The sequence below is a fragment of the Acidovorax sp. Leaf73 genome (assembly GCF_916855635.1).
Taxonomy (GTDB): Bacteria; Pseudomonadota; Gammaproteobacteria; order Burkholderiales; family Burkholderiaceae_C; genus Acidovorax; species Acidovorax facilis.
On record NZ_CAKASI010000005.1, the window covers coordinates 196,720 to 219,201 of the forward strand.

At 66.2% G+C, this 22,482-nt stretch carries 21 protein-coding genes; 6 read left to right on the forward strand and 15 right to left on the reverse strand.

The annotated features are described in order from the left end of the window. Positions 1-58 precede the first annotated feature (58 nt). Both LPA35_RS17640 and LPA35_RS17645 read left to right on the forward strand, forming a co-directional pair. On the forward strand, positions 59-1,507 hold the full coding sequence (locus tag LPA35_RS17640; protein WP_228897864.1) for an efflux RND transporter periplasmic adaptor subunit: 1,449 nt from the start codon (positions 59-61) through the stop codon (positions 1,505-1,507). Positions 1,508-1,529: 22 nt separating this feature from the next. Next, entirely contained in the window at positions 1,530-4,688 is a 3,159-nt protein-coding gene (locus LPA35_RS17645) for an efflux RND transporter permease subunit (RefSeq protein ID WP_121420516.1), read from the forward strand. 85 nt (positions 4,689-4,773) lie between these two features. On the opposite strand, the gene LPA35_RS17650 is transcribed toward LPA35_RS17645, so the two are convergent. The 6 genes from LPA35_RS17650 to moaA form a co-directional block, all read right to left on the reverse strand. Continuing rightward, positions 4,774-5,106: a thioredoxin family protein gene (locus LPA35_RS17650; RefSeq protein WP_121505996.1), complete on the reverse strand. Its 333-nt coding sequence runs from the start codon at positions 5,104-5,106 to the stop codon at positions 4,774-4,776. 162 nt (positions 5,107-5,268) lie between these two features. Next, complete coding sequence (gene glp, locus LPA35_RS17655; protein ID WP_228897865.1) at positions 5,269-6,627, reverse strand: gephyrin-like molybdotransferase Glp; 1,359 nt, start codon at positions 6,625-6,627, stop codon at positions 5,269-5,271. Positions 6,628-6,646: 19 nt separating this feature from the next. Further along, complete coding sequence (locus tag LPA35_RS17660; RefSeq protein ID WP_228897866.1) at positions 6,647-7,192, reverse strand: GNAT family N-acetyltransferase; 546 nt, start codon at positions 7,190-7,192, stop codon at positions 6,647-6,649. Positions 7,193-7,207: 15 nt separating this feature from the next. Further along, the gene (mobA, locus tag LPA35_RS17665) at positions 7,208-7,852 is read right to left on the reverse strand and encodes a molybdenum cofactor guanylyltransferase MobA (protein WP_228897867.1); all 645 of its coding nucleotides are present in this window, start codon (positions 7,850-7,852) and stop codon (positions 7,208-7,210) included. A gap of 30 nt (positions 7,853-7,882) precedes the next feature. After that, positions 7,883-8,266, reverse strand: coding sequence for a DUF6713 family protein (locus LPA35_RS17670; protein ID WP_218300172.1), 384 nt, complete (start codon positions 8,264-8,266; stop codon positions 7,883-7,885). A gap of 66 nt (positions 8,267-8,332) precedes the next feature. Next, positions 8,333-9,469, reverse strand: a complete 1,137-nt coding sequence (moaA, locus tag LPA35_RS17675; protein WP_218300171.1) for a GTP 3',8-cyclase MoaA — start codon at positions 9,467-9,469, stop codon at positions 8,333-8,335. Between the two features lie 169 nt (positions 9,470-9,638). On the opposite strand from moaA, the gene LPA35_RS17680 reads away from it, so the two are divergent. Then, positions 9,639-10,490 (forward strand): type IV pili methyl-accepting chemotaxis transducer N-terminal domain-containing protein, encoded by an 852-nt coding sequence (locus LPA35_RS17680; RefSeq protein WP_228897868.1) that lies wholly within the window; start codon positions 9,639-9,641, stop codon positions 10,488-10,490. Between the two features lie 28 nt (positions 10,491-10,518). On the opposite strand, the gene LPA35_RS17685 is transcribed toward LPA35_RS17680, so the two are convergent. The 6 genes from LPA35_RS17685 to LPA35_RS17710 all read right to left on the reverse strand — a co-directional run bounded on the left by LPA35_RS17685 (position 10,519) and on the right by LPA35_RS17710 (position 16,279). Next, the gene (locus LPA35_RS17685) at positions 10,519-11,199 is read right to left on the reverse strand and encodes a hypothetical protein (RefSeq protein WP_228897869.1); all 681 of its coding nucleotides are present in this window, start codon (positions 11,197-11,199) and stop codon (positions 10,519-10,521) included. Next, entirely contained in the window at positions 11,196-12,170 is a 975-nt protein-coding gene (locus LPA35_RS17690; RefSeq protein WP_228897870.1) for a hypothetical protein, read from the reverse strand. Before LPA35_RS17690 ends, LPA35_RS17685 begins: the two co-directional genes overlap by 4 nt. A gap of 330 nt (positions 12,171-12,500) precedes the next feature. Next, positions 12,501-13,262, reverse strand: coding sequence for an SDR family oxidoreductase (locus LPA35_RS17695; RefSeq protein WP_146872364.1), 762 nt, complete (start codon positions 13,260-13,262; stop codon positions 12,501-12,503). A gap of 56 nt (positions 13,263-13,318) precedes the next feature. Then, entirely contained in the window at positions 13,319-13,945 is a 627-nt protein-coding gene (locus LPA35_RS17700) for a DUF2889 domain-containing protein (RefSeq protein WP_228897871.1), read from the reverse strand. Positions 13,946-14,036: 91 nt separating this feature from the next. Further along, the gene (locus tag LPA35_RS17705) at positions 14,037-15,470 is read right to left on the reverse strand and encodes an aldehyde dehydrogenase family protein (RefSeq protein WP_218300166.1); all 1,434 of its coding nucleotides are present in this window, start codon (positions 15,468-15,470) and stop codon (positions 14,037-14,039) included. Positions 15,471-15,574: 104 nt separating this feature from the next. Then, the gene (locus tag LPA35_RS17710; protein ID WP_228897872.1) at positions 15,575-16,279 is read right to left on the reverse strand and encodes a Crp/Fnr family transcriptional regulator; all 705 of its coding nucleotides are present in this window, start codon (positions 16,277-16,279) and stop codon (positions 15,575-15,577) included. A 133-nt stretch (positions 16,280-16,412) separates the two neighbouring features. Between LPA35_RS17710 and LPA35_RS17715 the strand changes: the two genes are divergently transcribed. Together LPA35_RS17715 and LPA35_RS17720 are read left to right on the forward strand one after the other, a co-directional pair. Continuing rightward, positions 16,413-16,937: a DUF962 domain-containing protein gene (locus tag LPA35_RS17715; RefSeq protein ID WP_228897873.1), complete on the forward strand. Its 525-nt coding sequence runs from the start codon at positions 16,413-16,415 to the stop codon at positions 16,935-16,937. A 16-nt stretch (positions 16,938-16,953) separates the two neighbouring features. Further along, the gene (locus LPA35_RS17720) at positions 16,954-17,835 is read left to right on the forward strand and encodes a bile acid:sodium symporter family protein (protein ID WP_228897874.1); all 882 of its coding nucleotides are present in this window, start codon (positions 16,954-16,956) and stop codon (positions 17,833-17,835) included. Between the two features lie 22 nt (positions 17,836-17,857). On the opposite strand, the gene LPA35_RS17725 is transcribed toward LPA35_RS17720, so the two are convergent. Beyond that, on the reverse strand, positions 17,858-18,679 hold the full coding sequence (locus tag LPA35_RS17725; protein ID WP_228897875.1) for a metal-dependent hydrolase: 822 nt from the start codon (positions 18,677-18,679) through the stop codon (positions 17,858-17,860). Positions 18,680-18,815: 136 nt separating this feature from the next. Here LPA35_RS17725 and LPA35_RS17730 point away from each other — a divergent pair, with 136 nt between their 5' ends. After that, complete coding sequence (locus LPA35_RS17730) at positions 18,816-19,433, forward strand: TetR/AcrR family transcriptional regulator (RefSeq protein ID WP_228897876.1); 618 nt, start codon at positions 18,816-18,818, stop codon at positions 19,431-19,433. Between the two features lie 4 nt (positions 19,434-19,437). Here LPA35_RS17730 and LPA35_RS17735 read toward each other — a convergent pair whose 3' ends face one another. Both LPA35_RS17735 and LPA35_RS17740 read right to left on the reverse strand, forming a co-directional pair. Beyond that, entirely contained in the window at positions 19,438-19,824 is a 387-nt protein-coding gene (locus tag LPA35_RS17735; RefSeq protein WP_121420501.1) for a VOC family protein, read from the reverse strand. 17 nt (positions 19,825-19,841) lie between these two features. Beyond that, complete coding sequence (locus LPA35_RS17740) at positions 19,842-22,382, reverse strand: cation-translocating P-type ATPase (protein WP_228897877.1); 2,541 nt, start codon at positions 22,380-22,382, stop codon at positions 19,842-19,844. Positions 22,383-22,482 lie beyond the last annotated feature (100 nt).

Below are 22,482 nucleotides of genomic sequence, written 5' to 3' on the forward strand. Positions count from 1 at the left end.
AGACACGCACTGATACATTGTTTAGCTGCCTTCCCCACATCACCCGCTTCATCGACCCATGGCGTCCAAGAACAAATACATCGTTTTCGCTGTCATCGGCATCGCTGCCGCGTCGGGCGCAGCCTGGTGGCTTCAGAAACCGGCCCAGTCCGTGCGTAGCGAGGCGCCTGCCGACGGCAGGGGTAGCGCCGCGCCGGCTGGTGCGGCGGCCAAGGGTGGGGGCGCAGGCCGCCCCGTGGCGGTAGAGGCCGTGGCCGTGCGGCAGATGGCCTTGCGCGACGATGCCGAGGCCGTGGGCAGTCTGCGGTCGCGCCAGAGCGTGGTGCTGCGCCCCGAGGTGAGCGGTCGCATCACGGCGCTCAACTTTCGCGACGGCGAGCGCGTGCGGCGCGGGCAGGTGCTGGTGCAGTTTGACGACCAGTTGCCCCGCGCCCAGGTGCAGCAGAGCCAAGCCGAGCTCTCCATCGCCCAGGCCAACCACAAACGTAATCAGGAACTGGTGGCCCAGGGCTTCATCAGCCAGCGTTCGGTCGATGAAAGTGCCGCCAACCTCGAAGTGGCGCGGGCCAAATTGTCCTTGGCGCAGGCCACGGCCTCGCGCCTGAAGATCGTGGCGCCGTTTGACGGCATCGCCGGTATTCGCGGGGTGAACGTGGGCGACTACCTCAAGGACGGTGCCGACATCGTCAATGTCGAAGACCTGGATGTGGTGTATGTGGACTTCCGCCTGCCCGAGCGTTTGCAGAGCAAGGTCCGCACGGGCCAGACCGCCCAGGTGGCGTTCGACGCCTTGCCCGGCGTGCGCTACAGCGCCGTGGTGCAGGCCATCAACCCCCAGATTGACGCCGATGGCCGCTCGGTGGTGGTGCGCGGCTGCATTGACAACCGGCGCCTGCAACTGCGCCCCGGCATGTTTGCGCGCGTGACGGCCGTGTTTTCAGAGCGCAGCGATGCCCGGGTGATCCCCGAGGAAGCCATCGTGCCCGACGGCAGCAGCCCGTATGTGTTCAAGATTGTGGATGGCAAGGAGCCTGGCAGCCGCGTGGCGCGGCGCACACCTGTCAAGCTGGGTGCGCGCACCCCCGGGTTTGTGGAAGTGGTGGATGGTCTGGTCATGGGAGATGTGGTGGTGACTGCAGGCCAGCAGCGCATCCAAAAGGATGGCACCCCAGTGCGTGTGGTGGAACTGGGCAAGCCAGGCAAGCAGAGCAATGGCGGTGCGCCATCACCCGCGCGCGCAGCCGCCTCGGCCGGGGCGGCAGGTGCAGACCGTGCTGCAGGTGCCGTGGCACCAACCGATGCACCAGCGCCCACCGGGGCTGGCAGCGCCAGCAGCTCCCGGGCAGCGGCGCAGCCGATGGCAGCCGCACCCGTTGCCAATGCTGCTACCGCCGCCGCTGCGGCATCTGCCAATGCCGTGGTGGCGCCCTTGCCGGGCCCCAACCCTTGCCAGCTTGCGGGCACGCCCGGCCGCGCACCACAAGGCAGCCCACGCCATCCTGCGTGATCGATGAAGTTCCAGGACTGCCATGCAACTCGCTGAAATATCGATACGCCGACCGGTCTTTGCGACCGTGCTCTCGCTGCTGGTGCTGCTGATCGGCGCCGTGAGCTTCACGCGCCTGTCGGTGCGCGAATACCCCAAGATCGACGAACCCGTGGTCACCGTCAGCGTGCGTTATGCGGGCGCGTCGGCCGAGGTGATCGAATCCCAGGTCACCAAGCCGCTCGAAGACTCCATTGCGGGCATTGACGCGGTAGACGTCATCACCTCCATCAGCCGGGCCGAGCAAAGCCAGATCAGCGTGCGCTTTCGGCTGGAGAAAGACGCCGACAACGCCGCCGCCGAGGTGCGCGACCGCACCGCGCGGGTGCGCAACCGCCTGCCCGATGCCGTGGATGAGCCCGTGATCGCCAAGGTGGAGGCCGATGCCTCGCCCGTGATGTGGCTGGCTTTCAGCAGCGAGACACGCACACCGCTGGAGATCAACGACCTCATCAACCGCATCGTCAAGCCGCGGCTGCAGACGGTGACCGGTGTGGCCGATGTGCCCATCTACGGCGAGCGGAAATACGCCATGCGCGTGTGGCTGGACCCCGAGCGTTTGGCGGGCTACCGCCTGACCACGCAGGACGTGGAAGACGCCATCCGCCGCAACAACCTGGAGCTGCCCGCAGGCCGCATCGAGTCGCAGCAGCGCGAGTTCAGCGTCACCTCGCAGACCGACCTGGCCACGCCGTCGCAGTTTTCCGAGGTGGTGATCCGCACCGTGAACGGCTTCCCGGTCCGTATCCGCGACGTCGCGCGGGTGGAAGAGGGCGCCGCCAGCGACCGCAGCCGCGTGCGCCTGAACGGGCGCGAAGCCATTTCCGTGGGCGTGATCCGCCAGGCCACCGCGAACCCGCTGGAGCTGTCGCAGGGCGTGCGCGCCATGCTGCCTACGCTCAAGGCAGATCTGCCACCTGACATCGGCATCGACATTGCCAACGACAACTCACTGTTCATCGACCGGTCCATCAAAAGCGTCTACACCACCATTGCCGAGGCCGTGGTGCTGGTGGCCTTGGTGATCTTCGTGTTCCTGCGTACTTTCCGCGCGTCCATCATTCCCATCATCACCATCCCGGTGAGCCTGGTGGGCAGTTTTGCGCTGATGTCGCTGGCGGGTTTTTCGATCAACACCCTCACGCTGCTGGCGCTGGTGCTGGCCATCGGCCTGGTGGTGGACGATGCCATCGTGATGTTGGAGAACATCTACCGCCACATCGAGGAAGGGCTGGACCCGTTCTCAGCCGCCATCAAGGGCGCGCGCGAAATCGGCTTTGCCATCGTGGCCATGACGCTCACGCTGGTGGCGGTGTATGCCCCGCTGGCCTTTACCCCGGGCCGCACGGGCCGGTTGTTTGTGGAATTCGCATTGGCCTTGGCGGGCGCGGTGGTGGTGTCCGGCTTCGTGGCGCTGACGCTGTCACCCATGATGTGTTCGCTGCTGCTCAAGCACAACCCGAAGCCCAACTGGTTCGACCGCTCGATGGAGCGCTGGCTCACGTCTCTGTCAGACGCTTATGGCCGCCTTTTGCGATGGCTGGTGACGGCCCGCTGGTCGTCCAAGGGCAGCGAGCGCGGGGGCGTGCGCGGCGCCATCTTCCAGGCCCGCTGGATCGTGCTGGCGGTGATGGCGGTGAGTGGTGCGGCGCTGGTGGTGGTGTACCCCAGCATGCGGCAAGAGCTTTCGCCGCTGGAAGACCGGGGCACCATCCTGGCCAGCGTCACCGCCCCCGATGGCGCCACGCTGGACTACACCAACCGCTACGCACTGGAGCTGGAAAAGATCGGCCAGGACTACCCCGAGTTCGACCGCATCTTCGCCAACATCGGCAACCCCACCGTGGCCCAGGGCAGCGTGATCTACCGCACTGTGGATTGGGAGAAGCGTGACCGCACCACGCTGGAGCTGGCGCGCGAACTGCAGCCCAAGGTGTCGGGCTTGCCTGGCGTCAACGCCTTTCTCATCACGCCGCCGTCGCTGGGTCAGGGCTTTCGCTCGCGTCCGCTCACCTACGTGATCCAGACCTCGGACAGCTACGAAAACCTGAACGCCGTCACCAACGCCTTCATGGCCGAGATCGCGCAGAACCCCGGCATCGTCGGCCCCGACGTGGACCTGCGGCTGAACAAGCCCGAGCTGCGCATCGAAGTCAACCGCGAACGCGCCGCCGACCTGGGCGTGAGCGTGGATGTGGTGGCCAAGGCCATCGAAACCATGCTGGGAGGGCGCACAGTGACGCGCTACAAGCGCGATGCCGAGCAGTACGACGTGATCGTGCAGACCGAGGCCAGGGGCCGCACCACGCCCGAGAACATCGACACCATCTACGTGCGCGGCCGCAACGAAGCCATGATCCCGCTGTCCAGCCTGGTCAACGTGCGCGAAAGCGTGAGCCCGCGCGAGCTGAACCACTTTGGTCAGCGCCGCTCGGCCACCATCACGGCCAACCTGTCGCCTGACTACTCGCTGGGCGAGGCGCTGAGCTTCATGGACGCCACGGCGGCGAAAGTGCTCAAGCCCGGCTACACCACCGAACTCAACGGCACCTCGCGCGAGTTCAAGAGCTCGCAAGGGGCGCTGGGCATCGTCTTCGTACTGGCTTTGGTCTTTATCTTCCTGGTGCTGGCCGCGCAGTTCGAGAGTTTCATCGACCCGCTGGTGATCATGGTCTCGGTGCCGCTGTCGATGATTGGTGCGCTGCTGGCGCTCAAGTGGAGCGGCGGCTCGCTCAACGTGTATTCGCAGATCGGGCTGATCACGCTGGTGGGGCTCATCACCAAACACGGCATCTTGATCGTGGAGTTCACCAACCAGCTGCGCGAGCAAGGCATGGAGATGGTGGATGCGCTCGTCAAGGCCTCGGCCCAGCGCCTGCGCCCCATCCTGATGACCACCGGCGCCATGGTGCTGGGAGCCATCCCGCTCGCGCTGGCTTCAGGCGCTGGCGCCGAGACGCGCACGCAGATCGGCTGGGTGATTGTGGGAGGCATGTCGCTGGGCACGCTGCTCACGATCTTTGTGGTGCCCACCATGTACACCCTGTTTGCGCGCAAGGCAGTGCCGGGTGCGAACACGGCCGTGGCTGCCGAGGAGCCTGAGCATCCGCTGCACCCGCCGCACGATTACGTGGCCAAGTAGCCATGCGGAGCCCCAACGGCGGAGCGGTGCGACCCAATAAGAAGCCCCGATGGGGCTTCTTTCTATTCGGAGTCGGACGCGTGCCTCATTCAGGTGCCGAGACGGTGTTTACGGCGTCCAGAACGTCTTGCTGCCCCTGCGGCCGCACCAGGCGAGCGACCTCCTTGCCGTCCTTCAAGACCACCAGCGTGGGCCACAGCTTGACGCCGAAGGTGCGACCCAGGCGCTGGCCGGGGCCATCTTCCACCTTGATGTGCGCTACGTCTGCGCGGTCCTTCAGCGCTTGTTCGATCAGTGGCTGCGCGCGCTGGCAGTGGCCGCACCACGGGGTGCCAAATTCCACAACGGCGGCGCCTGTCAGGCGGTCCACCTCGTCACGGGATGGGGGTTGCGCAAGGTGCTGGGCGGTGTAGGGCATGGGCGCAAGATTTCCAAACGGGTGCAAATGAAAAGAGCCATTGTGCTGTGCTTCGCCCGCGCGGGGTGCCACGGGCGCGGCTCCTGTGAGGGATGCTTAGCAAGGGCCGCCCCGCAGTGAAGGCCGTCCCCCTGGGGGGAAGGTGCAAAGCGACTCAGGGGGTCAGATAACGCCGTCAAACACCATCACATCCACCGTGTCGCCAACGGCCACGTTGCCCTGGCCGTGGTGCAGCACGATGAGTCCGTTGGCCTGCACCATCGAGCTGAGCACACCGGAGCCCTGGTTGCCCGTAGTGCGCACCTGCAGCGTGCCGTCGGCTGCGGTGGTCACGGTGCCGCGCTGGTATTCGGTGCGGCCCGGCTTTTTGCGCATGGCTTCGGTGCTGATGGCGCGCAGCAGCGGCGGGGCGGATTGTGTGCTGCCCATCATGCGCAGCAGTGCGGGGCGCACAAAGGCCAGGAACGTCACCATCACGGCCACGGGGTTGCCAGGCAAGCCGAACAACACCGCACCGCTGTGGGGTTGATTGGTATCATTTTGATAGCTGTTAGCGCTTGATGGATAAGCGCTGGAGGCCAATTTTGCTTGATTTTCTGTGGTGGCAATGCGCCCCACCGCCATGGGGCGGCCCGGCCGCATGGCAATGCGCCAGAAGGCCACGTCGCCCAGCTTCTTCATCATGGTGCGTGTGTGGTCGGCCTCCCCCACACTCACGCCGCCGCTGGTGATGATGGCGTCCGCGCGCTGCGCTGCGTTGCGAAATGCGGCCTCCAACAGTTCCGGCTCGTCGCGGACCACGCCCAGGTCGATCACCTCTACGCCCAGCCGCGTGAGCAGGCCGAACACGGTGTAGCGGTTGCTGTCGTACACGGCGCCTTCGCGGGGTGGTTCGCCGAGGCTCAGGATCTCGTCGCCGGTCGAGAAATACGCCACGCGCAGGCGGCGGTACACCGTGACGGTGGGCAGGCCCAGGCTGGCGACCAGGCCCAGCGCAGCTGGCGCCAGCAGCGTGCCCTTGGCCAGCGCCACGCTACCCTCCATCAAGTCTTCGCCCTTGAAGCGGCGGTTGTCGCCGGTCTTGAGCACATCGGCCGCGATGGTGATGTGGCCGTCAGCTGCGGCGGCTGTGGTGAACTCCTGCGGCACCACGGTATCGAGGCCCGTGGGCATGATGGCGCCGGTCATGATCTTGACGCACTCGCCCGCCGCCACGGTGCCCACCCAGGCCTTGCCCGCCAGCGCCGTGCCCACCACGCGCAGCGTGAGAGGCTGGCCTGCGACCAGTTGGTCGCCGGCAAACGCATAGCCGTCCATGGCCGAGTTGTCGTGTGGTGGCACGCTGATGGGCGAAATCACGTCCTGCGCCAGCACGCGTCCCAGGGCGCTGAAGAGGGGCAAGTCTTCGGTGGCGCTCACGGGCTCGACCAGCCGTTCCAAGAACGTGTTCACATCGGCAGCGCTCAGGGCCTGCGGGTCGTAGCCTTGCAGTTCGGCGGCAATCTGGGCAATGGTTTTCATGGGTCTCAGTAACTTTCAATCAGTCGTGCAGCACGCGCACCATGTGCAGCTTGTCAAAGCCCACGCCGTCCACCACGATGGCGTGGGGCAGCAGGCCCCAGGCGCGGAACCCGGCCTGCTCGTACAAGCGCACGACATGCGTGTTGGAGGCCGTGACCGTCAGCACCAGCTGGGTCAGCCCGGGCACGCGGCTGGCGGCCTCTACACAGGCGGCTACCAGCTGCTGGCCGATGCCTTGGCGCTGGGCTTGTGGCGCAACCATCATGCCTACCAGCGTGGCGAGGTGCCGCTGCTTGGTGCGCTGCTCGCGCTCACAGCCCAGGCAGCCGACCAGCTGGCCTGCGGCATCGAAGGCACCGAGGAAGAACTGACCCGACTCCGGCGCGCCAAAACGCGCCACGTACTCGCTGGCATCGCGGCCCACCGAGGATTCGTAGTCGGACGTGAACGCATCCGGCGCGGTGCGCAAAGCCTCGTCGCGAAGGGCTTTGTAGGCCACAGCGTCCGATGCGACCAACGGGCGGATCGACACTGCACGGGCGACCGCAGGCGTGTGCGCGTTCATCGCAGCGGTGCGTGATCAGGCCTGCGGTGCGCTCGCGCTTTCCAGCGCGTGCAGCTCAGCCAGCGTGTTGGCGTTGAAAAAGGCCTTGGGGTCGTCGCCGGGCTGGTCAAACGGCACGATGGCGCAGCGGTGCTGTGCCGTCCATGCATCAATCTTGCGGCCACCGGCCTGGGTGAAAGCGACCAGGCTTTCGAGCAGGTCCACGCGCAGCAGGCAGAACACCGGCTGGGGGCGCACGGTGGTGCGGCCCGTGCCATCGTCCTCGGGCGCTGCGGCCATGGCGATGTCGGCGTCCTGGGCGTCAGCCGCCGCCGCCAGGCGCTGGGCCAGGTCCAGGGGGAACAGCGGGGTGTCGCAGGGCACTGTCAACAGCCAGGGCGTTTCGCAACGCTCCAGGCCTGTCAAAAAACCCGCTAGCGGCCCGGCATAGTCGCTCAGCACGTCGGGCCACACCGGTGCGCCGAAGGCTTCGTAGGCGGCCAGATTGCGATTGGCGTTGACCATGGTGGCGCCGGTCTGCATCTGCAGTCGCATCAGGGTGTGCAGGGCCAGGGGCAGGCCCCGAAAGTTCTGCAGGCCTTTGTCGACCCCACCCATGCGGGAGCCGCGGCCGCCGGCAAGGACGATGCCGGTAATGTCTTGGGTGTCAATCTTGGTCATGGTGCGCGCGATGGAGCGTGAAATAGAGGGCTACCGCAGCGGCCGGGTACGCAGCGCGGTCAACTGCAGGCAGGAAAGGACAGCCGTGCCGACCAGCAGGCCCAGGGACACAGGTTGTACAAAGGCCTCATGTCCCAGGGCAAAAAACAGCCCGTGGATCACCACGGTCAAGGCACCGAGGCAAGGCATGAGTTTGTAGAACATCAGGGCCGCTGAATCCTCGCCACGGGCCACTTGCGACTGCGCGTACAGCACCAGCGCAATGATGGGCAGGTTCAGCAGCAGGTTGACCTGGTTGCCGCCGGGGATGTGAAACAGCTCCCACTCGTGCCAGTACGCGGCGTCGATCTGGTGGGTGACCAGAACGGCAGCGTTGGCCAGAAACAGTGCGCGGTGTTTGGGTTGAAGGGACATGGGTGGCTGTAAGGACAACGCGAGGACCGAAGCCACCGATGGTGCCCTAAAAAGTCGGCACTTTGCTTACCCGCCGATGTAGCTCATTTCCACACGCCGCACCCCTGGCGTATTGTCTGCCGGCAGGGTGCTGCGCAGCTCGGAGTAGCGGTCAGCGCGCTGCTGCCAGATGGGCGCGATGGCCGAGGCGATCGCTTCGTCGCTGGCGCCGCCGCGCAGCAGGGTGCGCAGGTCGTAGCCTTCGGAGGCAAACAGGCACAGGTACAACTTGCCTTCGGTGGACAGGCGCGCGCGGTTGCAGTCGTGGCAGAAGGCCTGGGTCACGCTGCTGATCACGCCCACCTCGCCCAGGGCGGGGTCATATTGGCCTGCGGCATTGGCATAGCCCCAGCGCTCGGCGGTTTCGCCGGGGCTGCTCGGGTCGAGCTGCACCAGCGGCAGCTCGGCGCGCAGGCGCTCGATCAGCTCGGCCGAGGGCAGCACTTCGTCCATGCGCCAGCCGTTGGTGGCGCCCACGTCCATGTATTCGATGAAACGCAGCGTGGTGCCCGTGCCCCGGAAGTGGCGGGCCATGGGCAAAATTTCGTGGTCGTTGGTGCCGCGCTTGACCACCATGTTGACCTTGATGTGCGACAGCCCGGCGGCGTGCGCCGCTTCGATGCCCGCCAGCACGTCGGCCACCGGAAAGTCCACATCGTTCATGCGGCGAAACACGGCGTCGTCCAGGCCGTCGAGGCTCACGGTCACGCGGTTCAGGCCCGCGTCTTTCAGCGCTTTGGCCTTGCGCGCCAGCAGCGATCCGTTGGTGGTCAGCGTGAGGTCGGGCGCCAGCCCGTCCACCGTGCGCAGCTGGGCCAGTTGCGCCACCAGCGCTTCCAGGTTCTTGCGCAGCAGGGGCTCGCCACCGGTCAGGCGGATCTTGCGCACGCCATGCGCCAGGAAGAGCTTTGCCAGCCGCGTGATCTCTTCAAAGCTCAGCAGCGCGCCATGGGGCAGGTAGGGGTAGTCCTTGTCGAACACTTCCTTGGGCATGCAGTAGTTGCAGCGGAAGTTGCAGCGGTCCGTCACGCTGATGCGCAGGTCGCGCAGCGGGCGGCCCCGGGTGTCGGTGAGCAGGCCGGTGGGGGCCACGGGGTGTGTGGGCACCCGCGCCGCCAGAGCGGCGATGCGTTGGTCCACCAGAGGAATCACACGTTCGGCCATGGCGTGATTTTGCCGCAAGGGGGCCTGCAGAGGGGGCAAGCCCCTGCGCGCGGAGTTGATCGCGGTCAAGTTTTGCCCAGGCGCTGGTATGGCCCGCCTTTGACATGGCGCAGGGCGTTCTGTTTGCTGCGTTGCAACAATCTGCCCATTCGATTTCAAGGGGATTCCCATGTTGACGCGCGAATTTTCTGCCGATGCCGTGCCATGCCAGCGCCGTGTGGCCCTTCAGCGGGTGGCGGCGGGTGTTCTGCTGCCCACCTGGGCAACTTGGGCGACAGGAGCCCAGGCGCAGATGGGGTTGTCGGGGGCCATCAACTATGCGGGCTGGTTTCGCGCACTGTCGCAGCGCATGGCCAAGGCCTATTGCCAGCAGTACCTGCAGGTGCTGCCTGCTGCGGCGGTGGATGTGATGGGTTTGGCGCGCAAGATGGTGCAGACGGGTAGCGGCGAACTGGCCCGAGGCATGCAGTCGGGCCAGTGGCCTGCAGAAGTCGGGCGGCAGCTGGCAGAAGTGCAAAAGCAGTTTGCCCTGCTCAACCAGATGACTTCGGCGCCCGCCACCACCACGGCCCTGGTAGCGGCGGCATCGGAACAGGCCGATCGAACGCTGCTCATTGCGCAGGCCGTGACCGAGGCCATCGAAAAATTGGCACAGGCCCCCAGTGCCCGCCTGGTGAACCTGGCGGGCCGCCAGCGCATGCTGTCGCAGCGCCTGGCCAAGAACTACTTTTTGAGTGCTGCCAAGGTGGATTCCAAGGTGGTGCAGGCGCAGCTGGCGTCCGATGCGGCGGACTTCCGCCAGGCCTTGCAGACATTGAAGGCGGCGCCCGTGTCCACATCGTCCATCCGCAACGAGCTGGAGTTGGCCGACTCACAGTGGCTGTTTTTTGAATCCGCGCTGCGCCGCCCGGCCGATGACGCGGGGCTGAACGCCGTGGCTACCACCAGCGAACGCCTGCTGGGGGTGATGGACAAGCTCACCGGCCTGTACGACGCTGCCCTGCGCGAGGTGCTGGGCTGAGAGGCACGGAACGGCCGGGGTCACCCGATCAGCCGCCCCAGGCCGCATGCTGCATGAAGTCCGCAAGGCGGCAATCGCGCCCCACCAGCACCAGCCGGGTGTCCAGCGCGTTGAAAAACCCTGGGGGAGGTGGAAGCGGCAGCTGCTGGACGCGTTTGTGGGTGTCGATGCGCGCCGCTGCCAGTTCGTAGTCGCGTGCCAGGGCCATCCACAGGCCATGGGCGCCAGCCGACTGGCGTGCGCCTGTTATCAGGCTCCTCCCTGAGTCCAGCCACCATCGGTAGATGGCTGATGCAATGCCCATGCGGCGGTAGCCGTCCACCACCTTGGTGTGGGGCGCACGCAGGTGGCGGTCGGTGCGGCGGTCCACCTCGACCAGCCGGTTGAACACGGTGTAGGCCACGATGCGGTTGCGCTGCGGGTCGATGGCATACACAAAGTATTCGCCGTCGGCCTCGCGCAGGCGAAACACCAGCCCATGCAGATGCAAGGGCAACGGCTGCATCGCATCGCGCGTGCGGTGGTTGGTGCGGATGCGGTCGTACAGCGCCTCGAACTCGCGCTGGATGTCGCGGCCCGACAGATCCACGTCGATGCGCAGTTCGGTCAGCCGCTGGGCCCACCGGCCCAGCAAGCCCTGGCCGGGCCACGTATTGGCGATGAAGGTGGCGTCGCGTGGGTCGCACAGGCTGCAGGCGATGGCCATCATGGCGTGTTCCCCTGGCCATCGGTCCAGCAGCCGCTCAGCAGGCGTGCAGGCTGTTCGCGGGCGCACACCTGGGCGCTGTGGGGCCAGTCGGGCAGCGGCACCACCAGGCCTGCGTATACGCCGTAGGCCTCACCCGCCGCAATGGTTTCGCCCGCCCACAGGCTCTCGCCCGCACGGATGGCCCCTCCGGCGTGAATGTGCCCACCGGCCCGCACACCCCAGCCCGCTTGCAGGTGGCCCTTGCAGTCCACGTCGCCCGTTACCCACACGCCCCGGGCAGCCTGCACGGCAGCATCGGTTTGCAAGTGGCCACCCACCTTGATGCCGCCGTCGCAACCCAGGTCGCCTACCACCCGCAGATCCTGGGTCACCCGGCAGTGGCCACCGACGTGGGCGGCAGCCCCGCAGTCCAGCTCGCCGCCCACACGCAGGCTGCCTGTGCACTGCAGTCGCTGCGCCACTGTCAGCGACCAGCCCACGCGCGCATCGCCGTGCAGCCGCGCGCTGCCCTCGCAGCGCACTGCGCCCGCCACGCGCAGGTCTTCGCCCACGCGCAGTGCTCTACCCACCCGCAGGCCGCCCAGCACGCTGAGGCTGCGGCCCGTGCGCAGCACACCCTCCACGTCGGCGTGGCCCCGGCAGCGCACGCTGCCGGCAAACACCAGCGCGTCGGCCTCCAGGTGGTCTATTTCCAGCACATCGTTGGTGGGGCCGAACTGGTCCAGCATCCAGCAAGCGTCTTCCACGCGACCTTCGCGCACCAGGTCGTCCAGCAGCGCCTGGTAGTTGCTGGCGCCCTCCTGGCGGCGCAGGTACCAGCGGTAGCCGTCGGCGCAGGGCTGCTTGGCACGGATGAAGTTGCGGGTGATGTCGGGGGCGACCGCCGCGCTGGCGATGGCCTCATCGGCGGGCAGGCTGCGCGCAGGGGCGCACGGGGCGAGCGAAATCTCGCCCGAAGGGAACGGGGGCATGGACACTCCTGGCGTTCGCGCCCCGGCCGTGGCCAAGGCGCAAGCTGGCGCTGGGCGTGGGGCCCGGCGACAGGAGGTGCGCGAAAAGAATGCGAAGGGGAGGGGGTGTCGCCGGGCTCAGGAATCTGCAGCGAGGGTGCAGAGAGCGCGGTCACCGGCCTGGAGCGTGGCCTGCGAGCGCGCGGCACGGCGCAGCGGCGCGGTCGCGCTGGCAACAGTGACGGAAGGCTGGCTCGCAAACATCGGCGGCACTATAGGCAGCAGCGACAAGACCGTCAAATCAATCCGCACTGGCTTGGTGCGGATTGGGGGGCTTGGACGATCGCCAGCTTACACGCAGCGCCCGCCATCCACCTCGATGCACACGCCGCTGATGAAAGATGCCTCGTCGCTGGCCAGGTACAGCGCCGCATTCGCCACGTCCAGCGCGGTGGAGAAGCGCCCCAGCGGAATGGTGGCCAGGAACTTGGCGCGGCGCGCATCGTCCACCGGGCCGCCCGCAAACTCGGCGGCCAGTCCGGTGTCGGGGTTGAACACGGGGTTGATGCAGTTCACGCGGATGTTGTCCGGGCCCAGCTCGGCCGCCATGGACTTGCTGGTGATAATGACGGCGCCCTTGGAGCCGTTGTACCAGGTCAAGCCCGGGCGCGGACGCAGCCCGGCGGTGGAGGCGATGTTGATGATGCTGCCACCACCGGCTTGGCGCAATGCAGGCACGGCGTGGATGGCCGACAGGTAGATGCTCTTCATGTTGATGGCATAGACCTTGTCGAACTCGTCCTCGCTCACTTCGAGCATGGGGCGGTTGCGGTGCGTCCAGCCTGCGTTGTTCACCACCACGTCCAGGCGGCCGTACAGGCGCACGGCTTCGTCGACCATCGCCTTCACTTCGGCGGACTTCGTCACGTCGGCCTTGAAGAACGCGGCGGTGCCGCCGGCGGCCGTGATCTCAGCCACCACGCGCTGGCCACCGGCTTCATTGATGTCGTTGACGATGACCTTGCCGCCCTCTGCGGCCAGGCGTTTGGCGATGCCTTCGCCAATGCCGTTGCCAGCGCCGGTGACGATGATGGATTTGTTCTGCACACGCATGGGTGTCTCCGATGGGTTGTGGTGATATATCAAAATTGATAGCTACCAGCGCATATTCAGCTAGCGCTAGCGCCCGATGGGGCTGAAATTTCAGTGGCCGAAACTGTATCGGCCGCAGGGGCCGCCGGGGCGGGTGCCTTGGGCTCCCGGCCATAGAACTGCGGAAAGAACTCTTTGACGCCGTTGCCGTTGAAGTCCCACCCCGTGCACTGGCCCAGGTGGCGCGGTGGCTCGTCGGGGTGGCTGGCGGCAAACACGGCAGGCACTGACTGGAACGCCGCCGTGGCCAGGTTGAACAGCAGTTCGCGCAGGTGCGTGCAGCTGTCCACGCCGCCCAGGTGCTTCTGGATGGCCTGGCGCCAGCCGCGTGCCATGCTGCAGCCCACCATGCGCTGCAGCGCTGCCTGGGCCTCGGTGCAGCCCTTGAGCGGGTGTGAATCCATGGACACATCCACCGCCTGCACCACCAGCTGGCGGTTCACGGTCACGCGCAGCCACATGTGGTGGATGGCTTCGCCCGCCAGGCGCGTGCGCGTCGGGTCGCGGTGCGAGGGGGCGTCGTAGGCCTTGCTGTCGTGCAGCTCGCCTTCGATGTCCCACAGGCCATCGTCGCGTTCAAAGCCCTGGTAGTTCACCCGGCGGACATGCTTCAGGGTGCGGGGGGCGGGGGGACTCAGGGGCATGGAAAAAGAAAAATCGTCGTGCAGAAGCGGCCAAGGTTACTGGGGCCTGCCAGCACCGTCGCGCGCCAGCGGGACACCCTGCAATGCCTCTTCAACCGTACTTGATGGCAACGGTCTTCAAGGTGGTGAAGCCGTACAGCGCCTCAAAGCCCTTTTCGCGCCCGTAGCCGCTGGATTTGACGCCGCCAAACGGCAGCTCCACACCGCCGGCCGCGCCGTAGTTGTTGATGAACACCTGGCCGCTGTGCACGCGCTTGGCCATGCGGAACTGGCGCGCACCATCGCGCGTCCAGATGCCGGCCACCAGGCCGAATTGTGTGGCGTTGGCCAGCTCGACCGCGTGGTCCTCGTCCTGGAAGGCCATGGCCGACAGCACGGGTCCGAAGACTTCTTCCTGTGCCAGTCGATGGCCCACGGGCACATCGCGCAGCAAGGTCGGGGCCTGGTAGTAGCCGGTCTCGGGCGCTTCGTCCACCACCACGCCCTGGGCCACCATGGGGATGCCTGCCACCTGCGCGTCGGAGAGGAAATCCCACACGCGCTGCTGCTGCGTCTGGCGGATCAGCGGGCCCACGTCCAGGTCCATGGCGGCGGGGCCGACGCGCAACTTTTCAAACGCCTTGCCCAGACGCTCCAGCAGCGGTTCGTAAATCAGCGAATCGATCAGCACCCGTGAGCCCGCCGAGCAGGTCTGCCCGGCGTTCTGCACGATGGCGTTGATGACCACGGGGATGGCGGCATCGAGGTCCGCATCTGCAAAGATGATCTGCGGGCTTTTTCCGCCCAGCTCCAGCGTCACGGGGCAGTGGCGCTCGGCGGCCACCTGCTGGATCAGCGTGCCGATCTTGGGGCTGCCGGTGAAGCTGATGTGGTCTATGCCGGGGTGGCGCGCCAATGCGTCGCCCACCTCATGGCCGTAGCCGGTGACGATGTTGAGCGCGCCGGAGGGAAAGCCCACCTCGGCCGCGAGCTGCGCCACGCGGATCAGCGAGAGGCAGGCATCTTCGGCCGGTTTGACCACGCACACATTGCCTGCCGCCAGCGCGCCGCCCACGCTGCGGCCGAAGATCTGCATGGGGTAGTTCCAGGGAATCACATGGCCCGTCACGCCGTGGGGCTCGCGCCAGGTCAGCACGCTGTAGCCGTCGGGGTAGGGGATCGTCTCGCCGTGAAACTTGTCGCACGCACCGGCGTAGAACTCGAAGTAGCGCGCCAGCGCAATCGCGTCGGCGCGTGCCTGCTTGGTGGGCTTGCCGCAGTCGCGCTGCTCCAGCGCCGTCAGCTCGTCCGCATGCTCCAGGATCTTGGCCGAGAGCTTTTGCAGCAGTCGGCCGCGCTCCACCGGGGCCAGCTTCTGCCACACCGCGTTGTAGCACTGGCGGGCCGCATGCACCGCCGCGTCGATGTCGTCGGCGTTGCTGCGCTGGATCTCGTCGAAGGGCTGGCCGTCGGACGGGTCGATCATGGCAATCGTGCGGCCCGAGGCGGACGGCACCGAGGCGTTGGCGATGTAGTTCAGTTGCATGGCCGTCATTTTGCCCGGAAATGAAATGTGTGCTTATTATTTAAGTAAAAAATGCTTCTGGCGCTTGTTGGTAAAGCGCTATTAGCTATATATTTAATAGCAATTCAATGGCAGGTGGCGCGCAGCGCCGCCAGGTCCAGAATCTCCAGCTCGCCGCGTTGCACGCGCACCAGGTGGCGCGATTCCAGGTCCTTGAGGATCTGGTTCGTGGTCTGGCGCGAGATGGCCAGCATCAGCGACAACTGCTCTTGCGAGATGGACAGCACGCGGCGCGACCGCCCCTCGGCCGTCCACTGGCCGTAGCCCTCGGCCATCATCACCAGGCGGCGCGCCAGGCGTTGTGGCGCAGGCAACAGGGCCAGCTCTTCCATGGCCACAAAGGCCGAGCGCAGCTTGTCGGTGAGCAGCAGCGCGAGCGCATGCCAGTGCTGCGGGTGGGCCTGCAGCCACGCCTGCAGCCGCTCGTGCGGAATGTGCAGCAGCGTGGTGGGCTCGGTGGCCTGCGCGTCGTGCGTGCGTGCAGAGTTGTCGAACACCGAGATTTCGCCAAACCAGTGCGGCGGCTCCAGGCGGATCAGCAGCGCGGCCCGCGCCTCGTCGGCCCGGCCGCCCGTGCCCGAGATGCTGACCGCGCCGCGCACCACCGCATACAGCCCGCAGGGCGCATCGCCACGCAGAAACAGCACTTCGCCCGTCTGCAAATGGCGCACCTGTGCCATGGCCAGCAGCGGCTGGGCAAAGTCGGGCGGCAGGTGGGCAAACCAGCGGCCGGACTGGAGGACGGGCAGATAGGTGGCGGGGTCGGTCATGCAGTGCAGATTGGGCGCGAGGCAGGGTGGGGCGGTGCCGTGGGAGTGTGCCTTTTTGTCGTCTGCACGACAGACGCTGGCAATGCCCCGGGGCGAGTATTGATGCTGCTCAAAACAACAGCCGGAGACACCCATGAAAACCCTGATCGACCACCTTGCGCAGTACGCCGACTACCACCGCGATCCTCGCAACATCCACACCCATTTTGTGGGCGTGCCCATGATCATGTTCGCGGTGGTCATCCTGCTGTCGCGCCCGACCTGGATGGCGGGCGCCTTGCCGCTGAGCCCTGCGCTGGTCGCTGCGCTGGCGGCCAGCGTCTTCTACTTCCGGCTGGATATGCGTTTTGGCCTGGCCATGGCGACCCTGCTGGCGGCCATGCTGGTGGGGGGGCAGTGGGTAGCTTTGCAGAGCATGGCGGTGTGGCTGGCCACGGGCATTGGCCTGTTTGCCGTCGGCTGGGTGATTCAGTTCGTGGGCCACTACTACGAAGGTCGCAAGCCCGCGTTTGTGGACGACTTGGTGGGCCTGATCGTCGGCCCGCTGTTTGTGGTGGCCGAGTGGGCCTTTGCGTTGGGTTTGCGCAAGGAAGTGCAGGCGGCGATCGAGCAGCGCAGCGGCCCGGTGCGACTGCGCACCGGCCAGGCACCTGCATAAGCCCCGCGCGTGACCCATGAGCTTTGTTTCCATACTTCCCACCTTGTTGTTCATCGCCCTGGGGCTGGTCATGTTCGGCCTGGGCCTTTCGCTCACGGTGGGCGACTTCAAGCGCCTGCTGCAGCATCCGCGTGCCGTGGTGCTGGCCCTGGTGCTGCAGGTGCTGGTGCTGCCAGTGGCCTGTTACGCCCTCATCGTGCTGCTGGGCGTGGCGCCGCTCTACGCGGTGGGGCTGATGCTGCTGGCGGCTTCACCGGGTGGGGTGTCGGCCAACCTGTTCAGCCATCTTTTTGGTGGCAATGTGGCGATGAACATCTCGCTCACCGCCATCAACACCGTGTTGTCCATCGTGAGCCTGCCGCTCATCACCAACTGGGCGATCAACACCTTTGCGCACACGGGCCAGGTGGTGCCGCTGCAGTTTGGCAAGGTGGTCGAGGTGATCATCATCGTGCTCGTGCCGGTGGTGCTGGGCATGGCGGTGCACCGGCGCGCGCCGGCCTTCAGCGCCCGCATGGAAAAGCCCATGAAGATTTTCAGCGCCGTGGTGCTGGCCGCTTTTGCGCTGATTGCGATTGCCAAGGAGTGGACGGCGCTGGTCGAGTCCTTCGCGGGCATCGGTCCGGCCGTGTTGTTGTTCAATGCGATCAGTCTTGCGTCGGGGTACTACCTGTCGCGGGCGGCGGGGCTCGACAAGTCCATGGCCACGGCCATCAGTTTCGAGATCGGCATCCACAACTCCACGCTGGCCATCTTCATCGCGCTGTCGGTGCTGGGCAACTTTCAGCTGGCACTGCCTGCGGCCATCTACTCGGTCAGCATGTACATACTGGCGACGCTGTTTGGTGGTCTGGTGCTGCGGCGTGGTGCCCAGCCAGCGGCCGCCGTCAGCGCCTGAAACCGCATTCTGGCGTTGTGGCTCAGCGTGCGCCCACGGGCACGTAGGCGTCGCTGTGCTGAGCCAGCCACTGCTGTGACAGGTCCGTGCCGTGCTGGCTGGGGTGAAAGTCGCGGCGCAGGTATTCGCGCCATGGGCGCCAGGTTTCGCGCACCAGGCCGCCCTTGCCAAACAGCGTGCGCGCCGCACTGGCCCAGGTGGTCCATTTCCACAGCGTTCCGTCGCGGCGCAGGTTCAGCACCGTCTGGCGCAGGGCGTCGCCCAAGAAGACGAGGGTGATGCGGCGGAACCAGGTGATGCGCCACTCGTGGTTGCCGCCCAGCGCCTGGTAGATGTCGAACGCCGTGTTCTTGTGCTCGGCCTCTTCGGCGCAGTGCCATTGCCACATGGTGGCCAGGCGGGGTTCGGCGCCCGCCAGTGTTTCCGGGTGGGCCAGCAGCCATTCGGCCAGCAGCGCGGTGAAGTGCTCGTTGGCAGCCGTCACGGCCAGCGGGTGGCGTGGGTCGGCTCCGGCAAAAAGCTTCATGCGCTCCTGCGCGCGGGACGCCCATTCGTTGACCAGGCCCTGCTTTTCGAGGTGCCCATTGAACAGCGCATGGATGCGGCGGTGAGTGGCCTCTTGCCCGACGAAGCCGCGCACCTCGTCGGCAAATTGCGCGTGTTGCTCGGGCGACATGGCTTTGTGCCCGCCCTTCACAGCGTCGATGAAGAACTGCTCGCCCACCGGGAAGCTCATCGACAGCGCATTGAAGAACGCCGTGCGAAACGCATCGCCGCCGCACCAGTGGCGGTCAAAAGGCGTTTCCAGGTCAATGAGCAGGCGTCGCACGACGAGTTCGGTCATGGGGATGGATCTCCGGGAGCTCGGTAAAAAGATAACGTCTTTGTGGTTTGGTACGTTGTAGTACCAGTGGTGAGGGATCATGGGGTGCGCATGTGGTACTGTCAAGTACCTGTTAACCCCGAGGGAATCTGCCAGCATGACCGCACTGCAAGCCGCCCCCCGACCTGGCGCCACCGAGGGTAGGGAACATCGGGATCGCCTGCTGCAGGGCATGGCCCGCGCCGTGGCGACCAAAGGCTATGCCGACACCACGATTGCAGACATCGTGCGCGAGGCTGGCGTCTCGCGGCGTACTTTCTACGAGAACTTTGCCGACAAGGCCGAATGCCTGACAGCGCTGTACGAATCGGCCAGCGGCAACGCACTGGCGGTGCTGCGTGGTGCCATCAACCCCCAAAGCGATTGGCAGGCCCAGGTGGAGCAGGCGCTGTCGGCGTACTTTGGTGCGCTGGCCTGCAATCCGGTTCTGCTGCGCACTCTGTTCATTGAAATCCTGGGCCTGGGCATGCCCGGCCTGGCCGCGCGGCGGCGCGTCAACCAGCAGTTGGTGGACCTGATGCTGGAGGTGGTGAACAACCGCCCGGGGGCGCCCCTGCGCAAGGCCCCGCTGCAGCCCATGATGGCCATGGCGGTGGTGGGAGGTATCAACGAGATGGTGCTCCAGTCCATCGAGCAGGGGCGCGCCGGACAGCTGCAGGAGCTGGTGGCGCCCGCTGCATCGCTGCTGCGCGCGGCCACCTCGACGGATCTTTGACCGTTCACACTTCGTTGGCGATCTCGATCAGGTTTTCGTCCGGGTCATAGATGTAAACCGACAGCAACTTGTGGCACGCTCCCGTAGCACCCACCGGGCCTTGCACGATGGAGACGCCTTCAGCTTGCAGATGTGTCACCACTTCTTCCAACGGGGTTTGCGTGAGAAAACACAGGTCGGCAGAACCCGCGGTGGCATGTCGCACGTTCGGGTCCACCACCGTGCCTACTTCGTGCAGATTGATCTTTTGATCGCCGAAGTGCAGCGCATACCGCCGGGGCTTGAACTCCCGCGCAGTCATGCCAAGCACACGCTCATAGAACGCGATGGTTTTTTCAATGCTGGCAACGGTGAGTACAACGTGGTCGAGCGATTCCAGAACAATGGGCATGGCGTGTGGCGGGGTGGTCAGACGGTCGGATGATTGTGCGCCAGCGTTGTGGGGCGGAGCCATCGTTTGTTGGCTGCAAAGAGCCCTGTCAATGTCAACCCGGCCACCATCGCCATGAGCCAATGCAGGGGCGGCAACGGCGCAAACTTGAAGGCTGAGGCCAGCCAAGGTACTGTGGTGATGGCAGTCAGCGCCGCCAGTGTGCCGCCCAGCACCCACAGGCTGACGGGTGTGAGGCCCGCCCACAGGCTGCGCCAGCTCGTCTGGTTGCTGCGGCTGGGCAGGATGAGCGCTGCGTTGGCAGACACCAGCACCACGAAGGCGACCGTGCTGGCCGTGGCGGCATGCGCGGCCTGGCCCAGCAGCCAGGCATAGAGGCCCACCACGGCAGCCGTCACCACGCCGCCCTGCACCAGGCTCAGCAGGATGTGGCGGGCTGAAAGCAAGGGTTCATCGGCGCGGCGCGGCGGCTGCTGCATAAGGTCGGCCGCACCTTCCTCGGCCTCAAAGACGATGGAGCAGGCCGGGTCGATGACCAGTTCCAGAAACGCAATGTGCAGCGGTGCCAGCACCAGCGGCAGCCCAAACAGCACCGGCAGCAGCGCCAGCCCGATGATGGGCACATGCACGGCGAGCGTGTAGACCATGGCCTGGCGCAGGTTGGCAAAGGTCTGCCGCCCCCGGTGGATGGCCTGAACAATGGCTGCGAAGTCGTCGTGCAGCAGCACCAGCGCTGCGGCCTCGCGCGCCACGTCGGTGCCGCGCTGGCCCATGGCGATGCCGATGTGGGCGGCCTTGAGGGCGGGGGCGTCGTTCACGCCATCGCCCGTCATGGCCACCACCTCACCCTGGGCCTTGAGTGCTTCGACCAGCGCCAGCTTCTGGTGCGGCTTGATGCGTGCAAACACGCTGACCTGCCGGACTTTGCCGGTGAGCATGTCGGGGGACATCAAGGCCATTTCATCGCCGGTGACGACCTGGTCGTGGGCGATGCCCGCCTGGGCTGCAATCGCGCGTGCGGTGCGGGGGTGGTCGCCTGTGATCATCACCACGCGGATACCCGCCTGGTGACACTCTGCAATCGCCTGGGGCACCTCGGGTCGCAGGGGGTCGGCCAGGGCCACGAGGCCCAGCCATTCAAAGTCAAAGTCGTGCTGAATGCCTGGCCATTCGTCTTGCACGCGGTGCCGGGCCTTGGCCACGCCCAGCACCCGAAGGCCCCGATCGGCCAGCCGGGCGGCCTGGGCGCTGACGGTGGCGCGCTCGGCGTCAGACAGATGGCACAGGTCGGCCACGGCTTCAGGCGCACCCTTGGTGGCCACGGTATCGTGCGCGGATGTGCCGTCGCGCCACAAGTGGCTCATGGCCAGCAGCTGGGGCGAGAGCTCATATTCGCGCGCCAGCGACCAGGCGGGGTGCAGGTGCTCAGTGCCTGCCAGATGATTCCCCGCCATGCGGTGAAAGGCCTGCTCCATGGGGTCGTGCGGTTCGATCTCGCTGGCCAGCACGGCGTATTCGAGCAGTTCGTGAAAGGCCTCTGGCAGCGCCGTGCCACCTGCTTCGGCTGCTTTTTCGGGCAGGTTCTGCACATCCAGCTCCTCGCCCGCAATGCACAGTGCGGCCACGGCCATGCGGTTTTGCGTGAGGGTGCCGGTCTTGTCCACGCACAGCACGGTGGTCTGCCCCAGCGTTTCGATGGCGTTGAGCCGCCGCGTCAATACCTGCTGCGCCGCCAGCCGCCGTGCAGCCAGGGCCAGGAAGACGATCATGATCACCGGAAGCTCTTGCGGCAGGATGCCCATGGCCAGGGTGATGCCTGCCAGCACTGCTTGCAATGCGTCGCCGCGCAGTGCCCAGAACAGGGCCACCAGCAGCACGCACAGCGACAGGCCGATCAGCACGAGCTTGTGGGTGAGCCGTGCCATTTCTTCACGCAAGGGCGAGGCCTGCAGCGCAATGGTGTCGAGCGACTGGCCAATGCGCCCCAGCTCGGTATGGCGCCCCACGGCCGTCACCTGCAGCAGACCCTGCCCGCTGACCACCAGCGTGCCTGCAAATACCTTATTGGCAATCTGCTTGGCCACGGGCTCGGATTCACCGGTCAGCATCGACTCGTTGGCGGCCAGCTCGTGCGCCTGCAGCAGGGTGCCGTCAGCCGGGATGCGGTCGCCCTCGGCAATCATCAAGAGGTCCTCGCGTACCACATCGCGGCCTGCGATGCGCACCATGGTGCCGCCTCGCAGCGCCAGCGCGCGGGGGCTGGAGAGGTCGCGCAGGGCGTTGAGGGTGTTGTCGGTGCGGCGCTCCTGCAGCACCGTGATGGTCATGATGATCACCACAAAGCCCAGCAGGATCAGGGCCTCGTGCGCGTCGCCCATTGCCAGGTAGATGCCGCCTGCGCCCAGCAGCAGCAAGAACATGGGCTCGCGCACCACGTCCCAGGCCATGTCGCGCAGCGTGCGGCGCTGGCTGATGCCCAGTTCGTTGGGGCCTTCTTCACGCAGGCGCTGGGCGGCAACGGCCGGGTCAAGGCCAGTCTGTGGGGGTTGTGCGGGCATCTGGGGGCGTGGGGAGTCTTGAGGCGATCTTTCTTATACCTTTGATCGGTGAAAGTGTCAGTGTGCTGGTGCAGCTGTTTCCCAGATCACACCTTGCACC

Excerpts from the sequence above, each read along its gene's own strand:
- LPA35_RS17660 (WP_228897866.1), bottom strand. The coding sequence starts at position 7,192 with ATGAACGCGCACACGCCTGCGGTCGCCCGTGCAGTGTCGATCCGCCCG.
- LPA35_RS17715 (WP_228897873.1), top strand. The coding sequence starts at position 16,413 with ATGAAAACCCTGATCGACCACCTTGCGCAGTACGCCGACTACCACCGC.
- LPA35_RS17680 (WP_228897868.1), top strand. The coding sequence starts at position 9,639 with ATGTTGACGCGCGAATTTTCTGCCGATGCCGTGCCATGCCAGCGCCGT.
- LPA35_RS17695 (WP_146872364.1), bottom strand. The coding sequence starts at position 13,262 with ATGCGTGTGCAGAACAAATCCATCATCGTCACCGGCGCTGGCAACGGC.
- LPA35_RS17725 (WP_228897875.1), bottom strand. The coding sequence starts at position 18,679 with ATGACCGAACTCGTCGTGCGACGCCTGCTCATTGACCTGGAAACGCCT.
- mobA (WP_228897867.1), bottom strand. The coding sequence starts at position 7,852 with ATGACCAAGATTGACACCCAAGACATTACCGGCATCGTCCTTGCCGGC.
- LPA35_RS17670 (WP_218300172.1), bottom strand. The coding sequence starts at position 8,266 with ATGTCCCTTCAACCCAAACACCGCGCACTGTTTCTGGCCAACGCTGCC.
- moaA (WP_218300171.1), bottom strand. The coding sequence starts at position 9,469 with ATGGCCGAACGTGTGATTCCTCTGGTGGACCAACGCATCGCCGCTCTG.
- LPA35_RS17700 (WP_228897871.1), bottom strand. The coding sequence starts at position 13,945 with ATGCCCCTGAGTCCCCCCGCCCCCCGCACCCTGAAGCATGTCCGCCGG.
- LPA35_RS17690 (WP_228897870.1), bottom strand. The coding sequence starts at position 12,170 with ATGCCCCCGTTCCCTTCGGGCGAGATTTCGCTCGCCCCGTGCGCCCCT.
- LPA35_RS17730 (WP_228897876.1), top strand. The coding sequence starts at position 18,816 with ATGACCGCACTGCAAGCCGCCCCCCGACCTGGCGCCACCGAGGGTAGG.
- LPA35_RS17735 (WP_121420501.1), bottom strand. The coding sequence starts at position 19,824 with ATGCCCATTGTTCTGGAATCGCTCGACCACGTTGTACTCACCGTTGCC.
- LPA35_RS17705 (WP_218300166.1), bottom strand. The coding sequence starts at position 15,470 with ATGCAACTGAACTACATCGCCAACGCCTCGGTGCCGTCCGCCTCGGGC.
- glp (WP_228897865.1), bottom strand. The coding sequence starts at position 6,627 with ATGAAAACCATTGCCCAGATTGCCGCCGAACTGCAAGGCTACGACCCG.
- LPA35_RS17740 (WP_228897877.1), bottom strand. The coding sequence starts at position 22,382 with ATGCCCGCACAACCCCCACAGACTGGCCTTGACCCGGCCGTTGCCGCC.
- LPA35_RS17720 (WP_228897874.1), top strand. The coding sequence starts at position 16,954 with ATGAGCTTTGTTTCCATACTTCCCACCTTGTTGTTCATCGCCCTGGGG.
- LPA35_RS17650 (WP_121505996.1), bottom strand. The coding sequence starts at position 5,106 with ATGCCCTACACCGCCCAGCACCTTGCGCAACCCCCATCCCGTGACGAG.
- LPA35_RS17685 (WP_228897869.1), bottom strand. The coding sequence starts at position 11,199 with ATGATGGCCATCGCCTGCAGCCTGTGCGACCCACGCGACGCCACCTTC.
- LPA35_RS17640 (WP_228897864.1), top strand. The coding sequence starts at position 59 with ATGGCGTCCAAGAACAAATACATCGTTTTCGCTGTCATCGGCATCGCT.
- LPA35_RS17710 (WP_228897872.1), bottom strand. The coding sequence starts at position 16,279 with ATGACCGACCCCGCCACCTATCTGCCCGTCCTCCAGTCCGGCCGCTGG.
- LPA35_RS17645 (WP_121420516.1), top strand. The coding sequence starts at position 1,530 with ATGCAACTCGCTGAAATATCGATACGCCGACCGGTCTTTGCGACCGTG.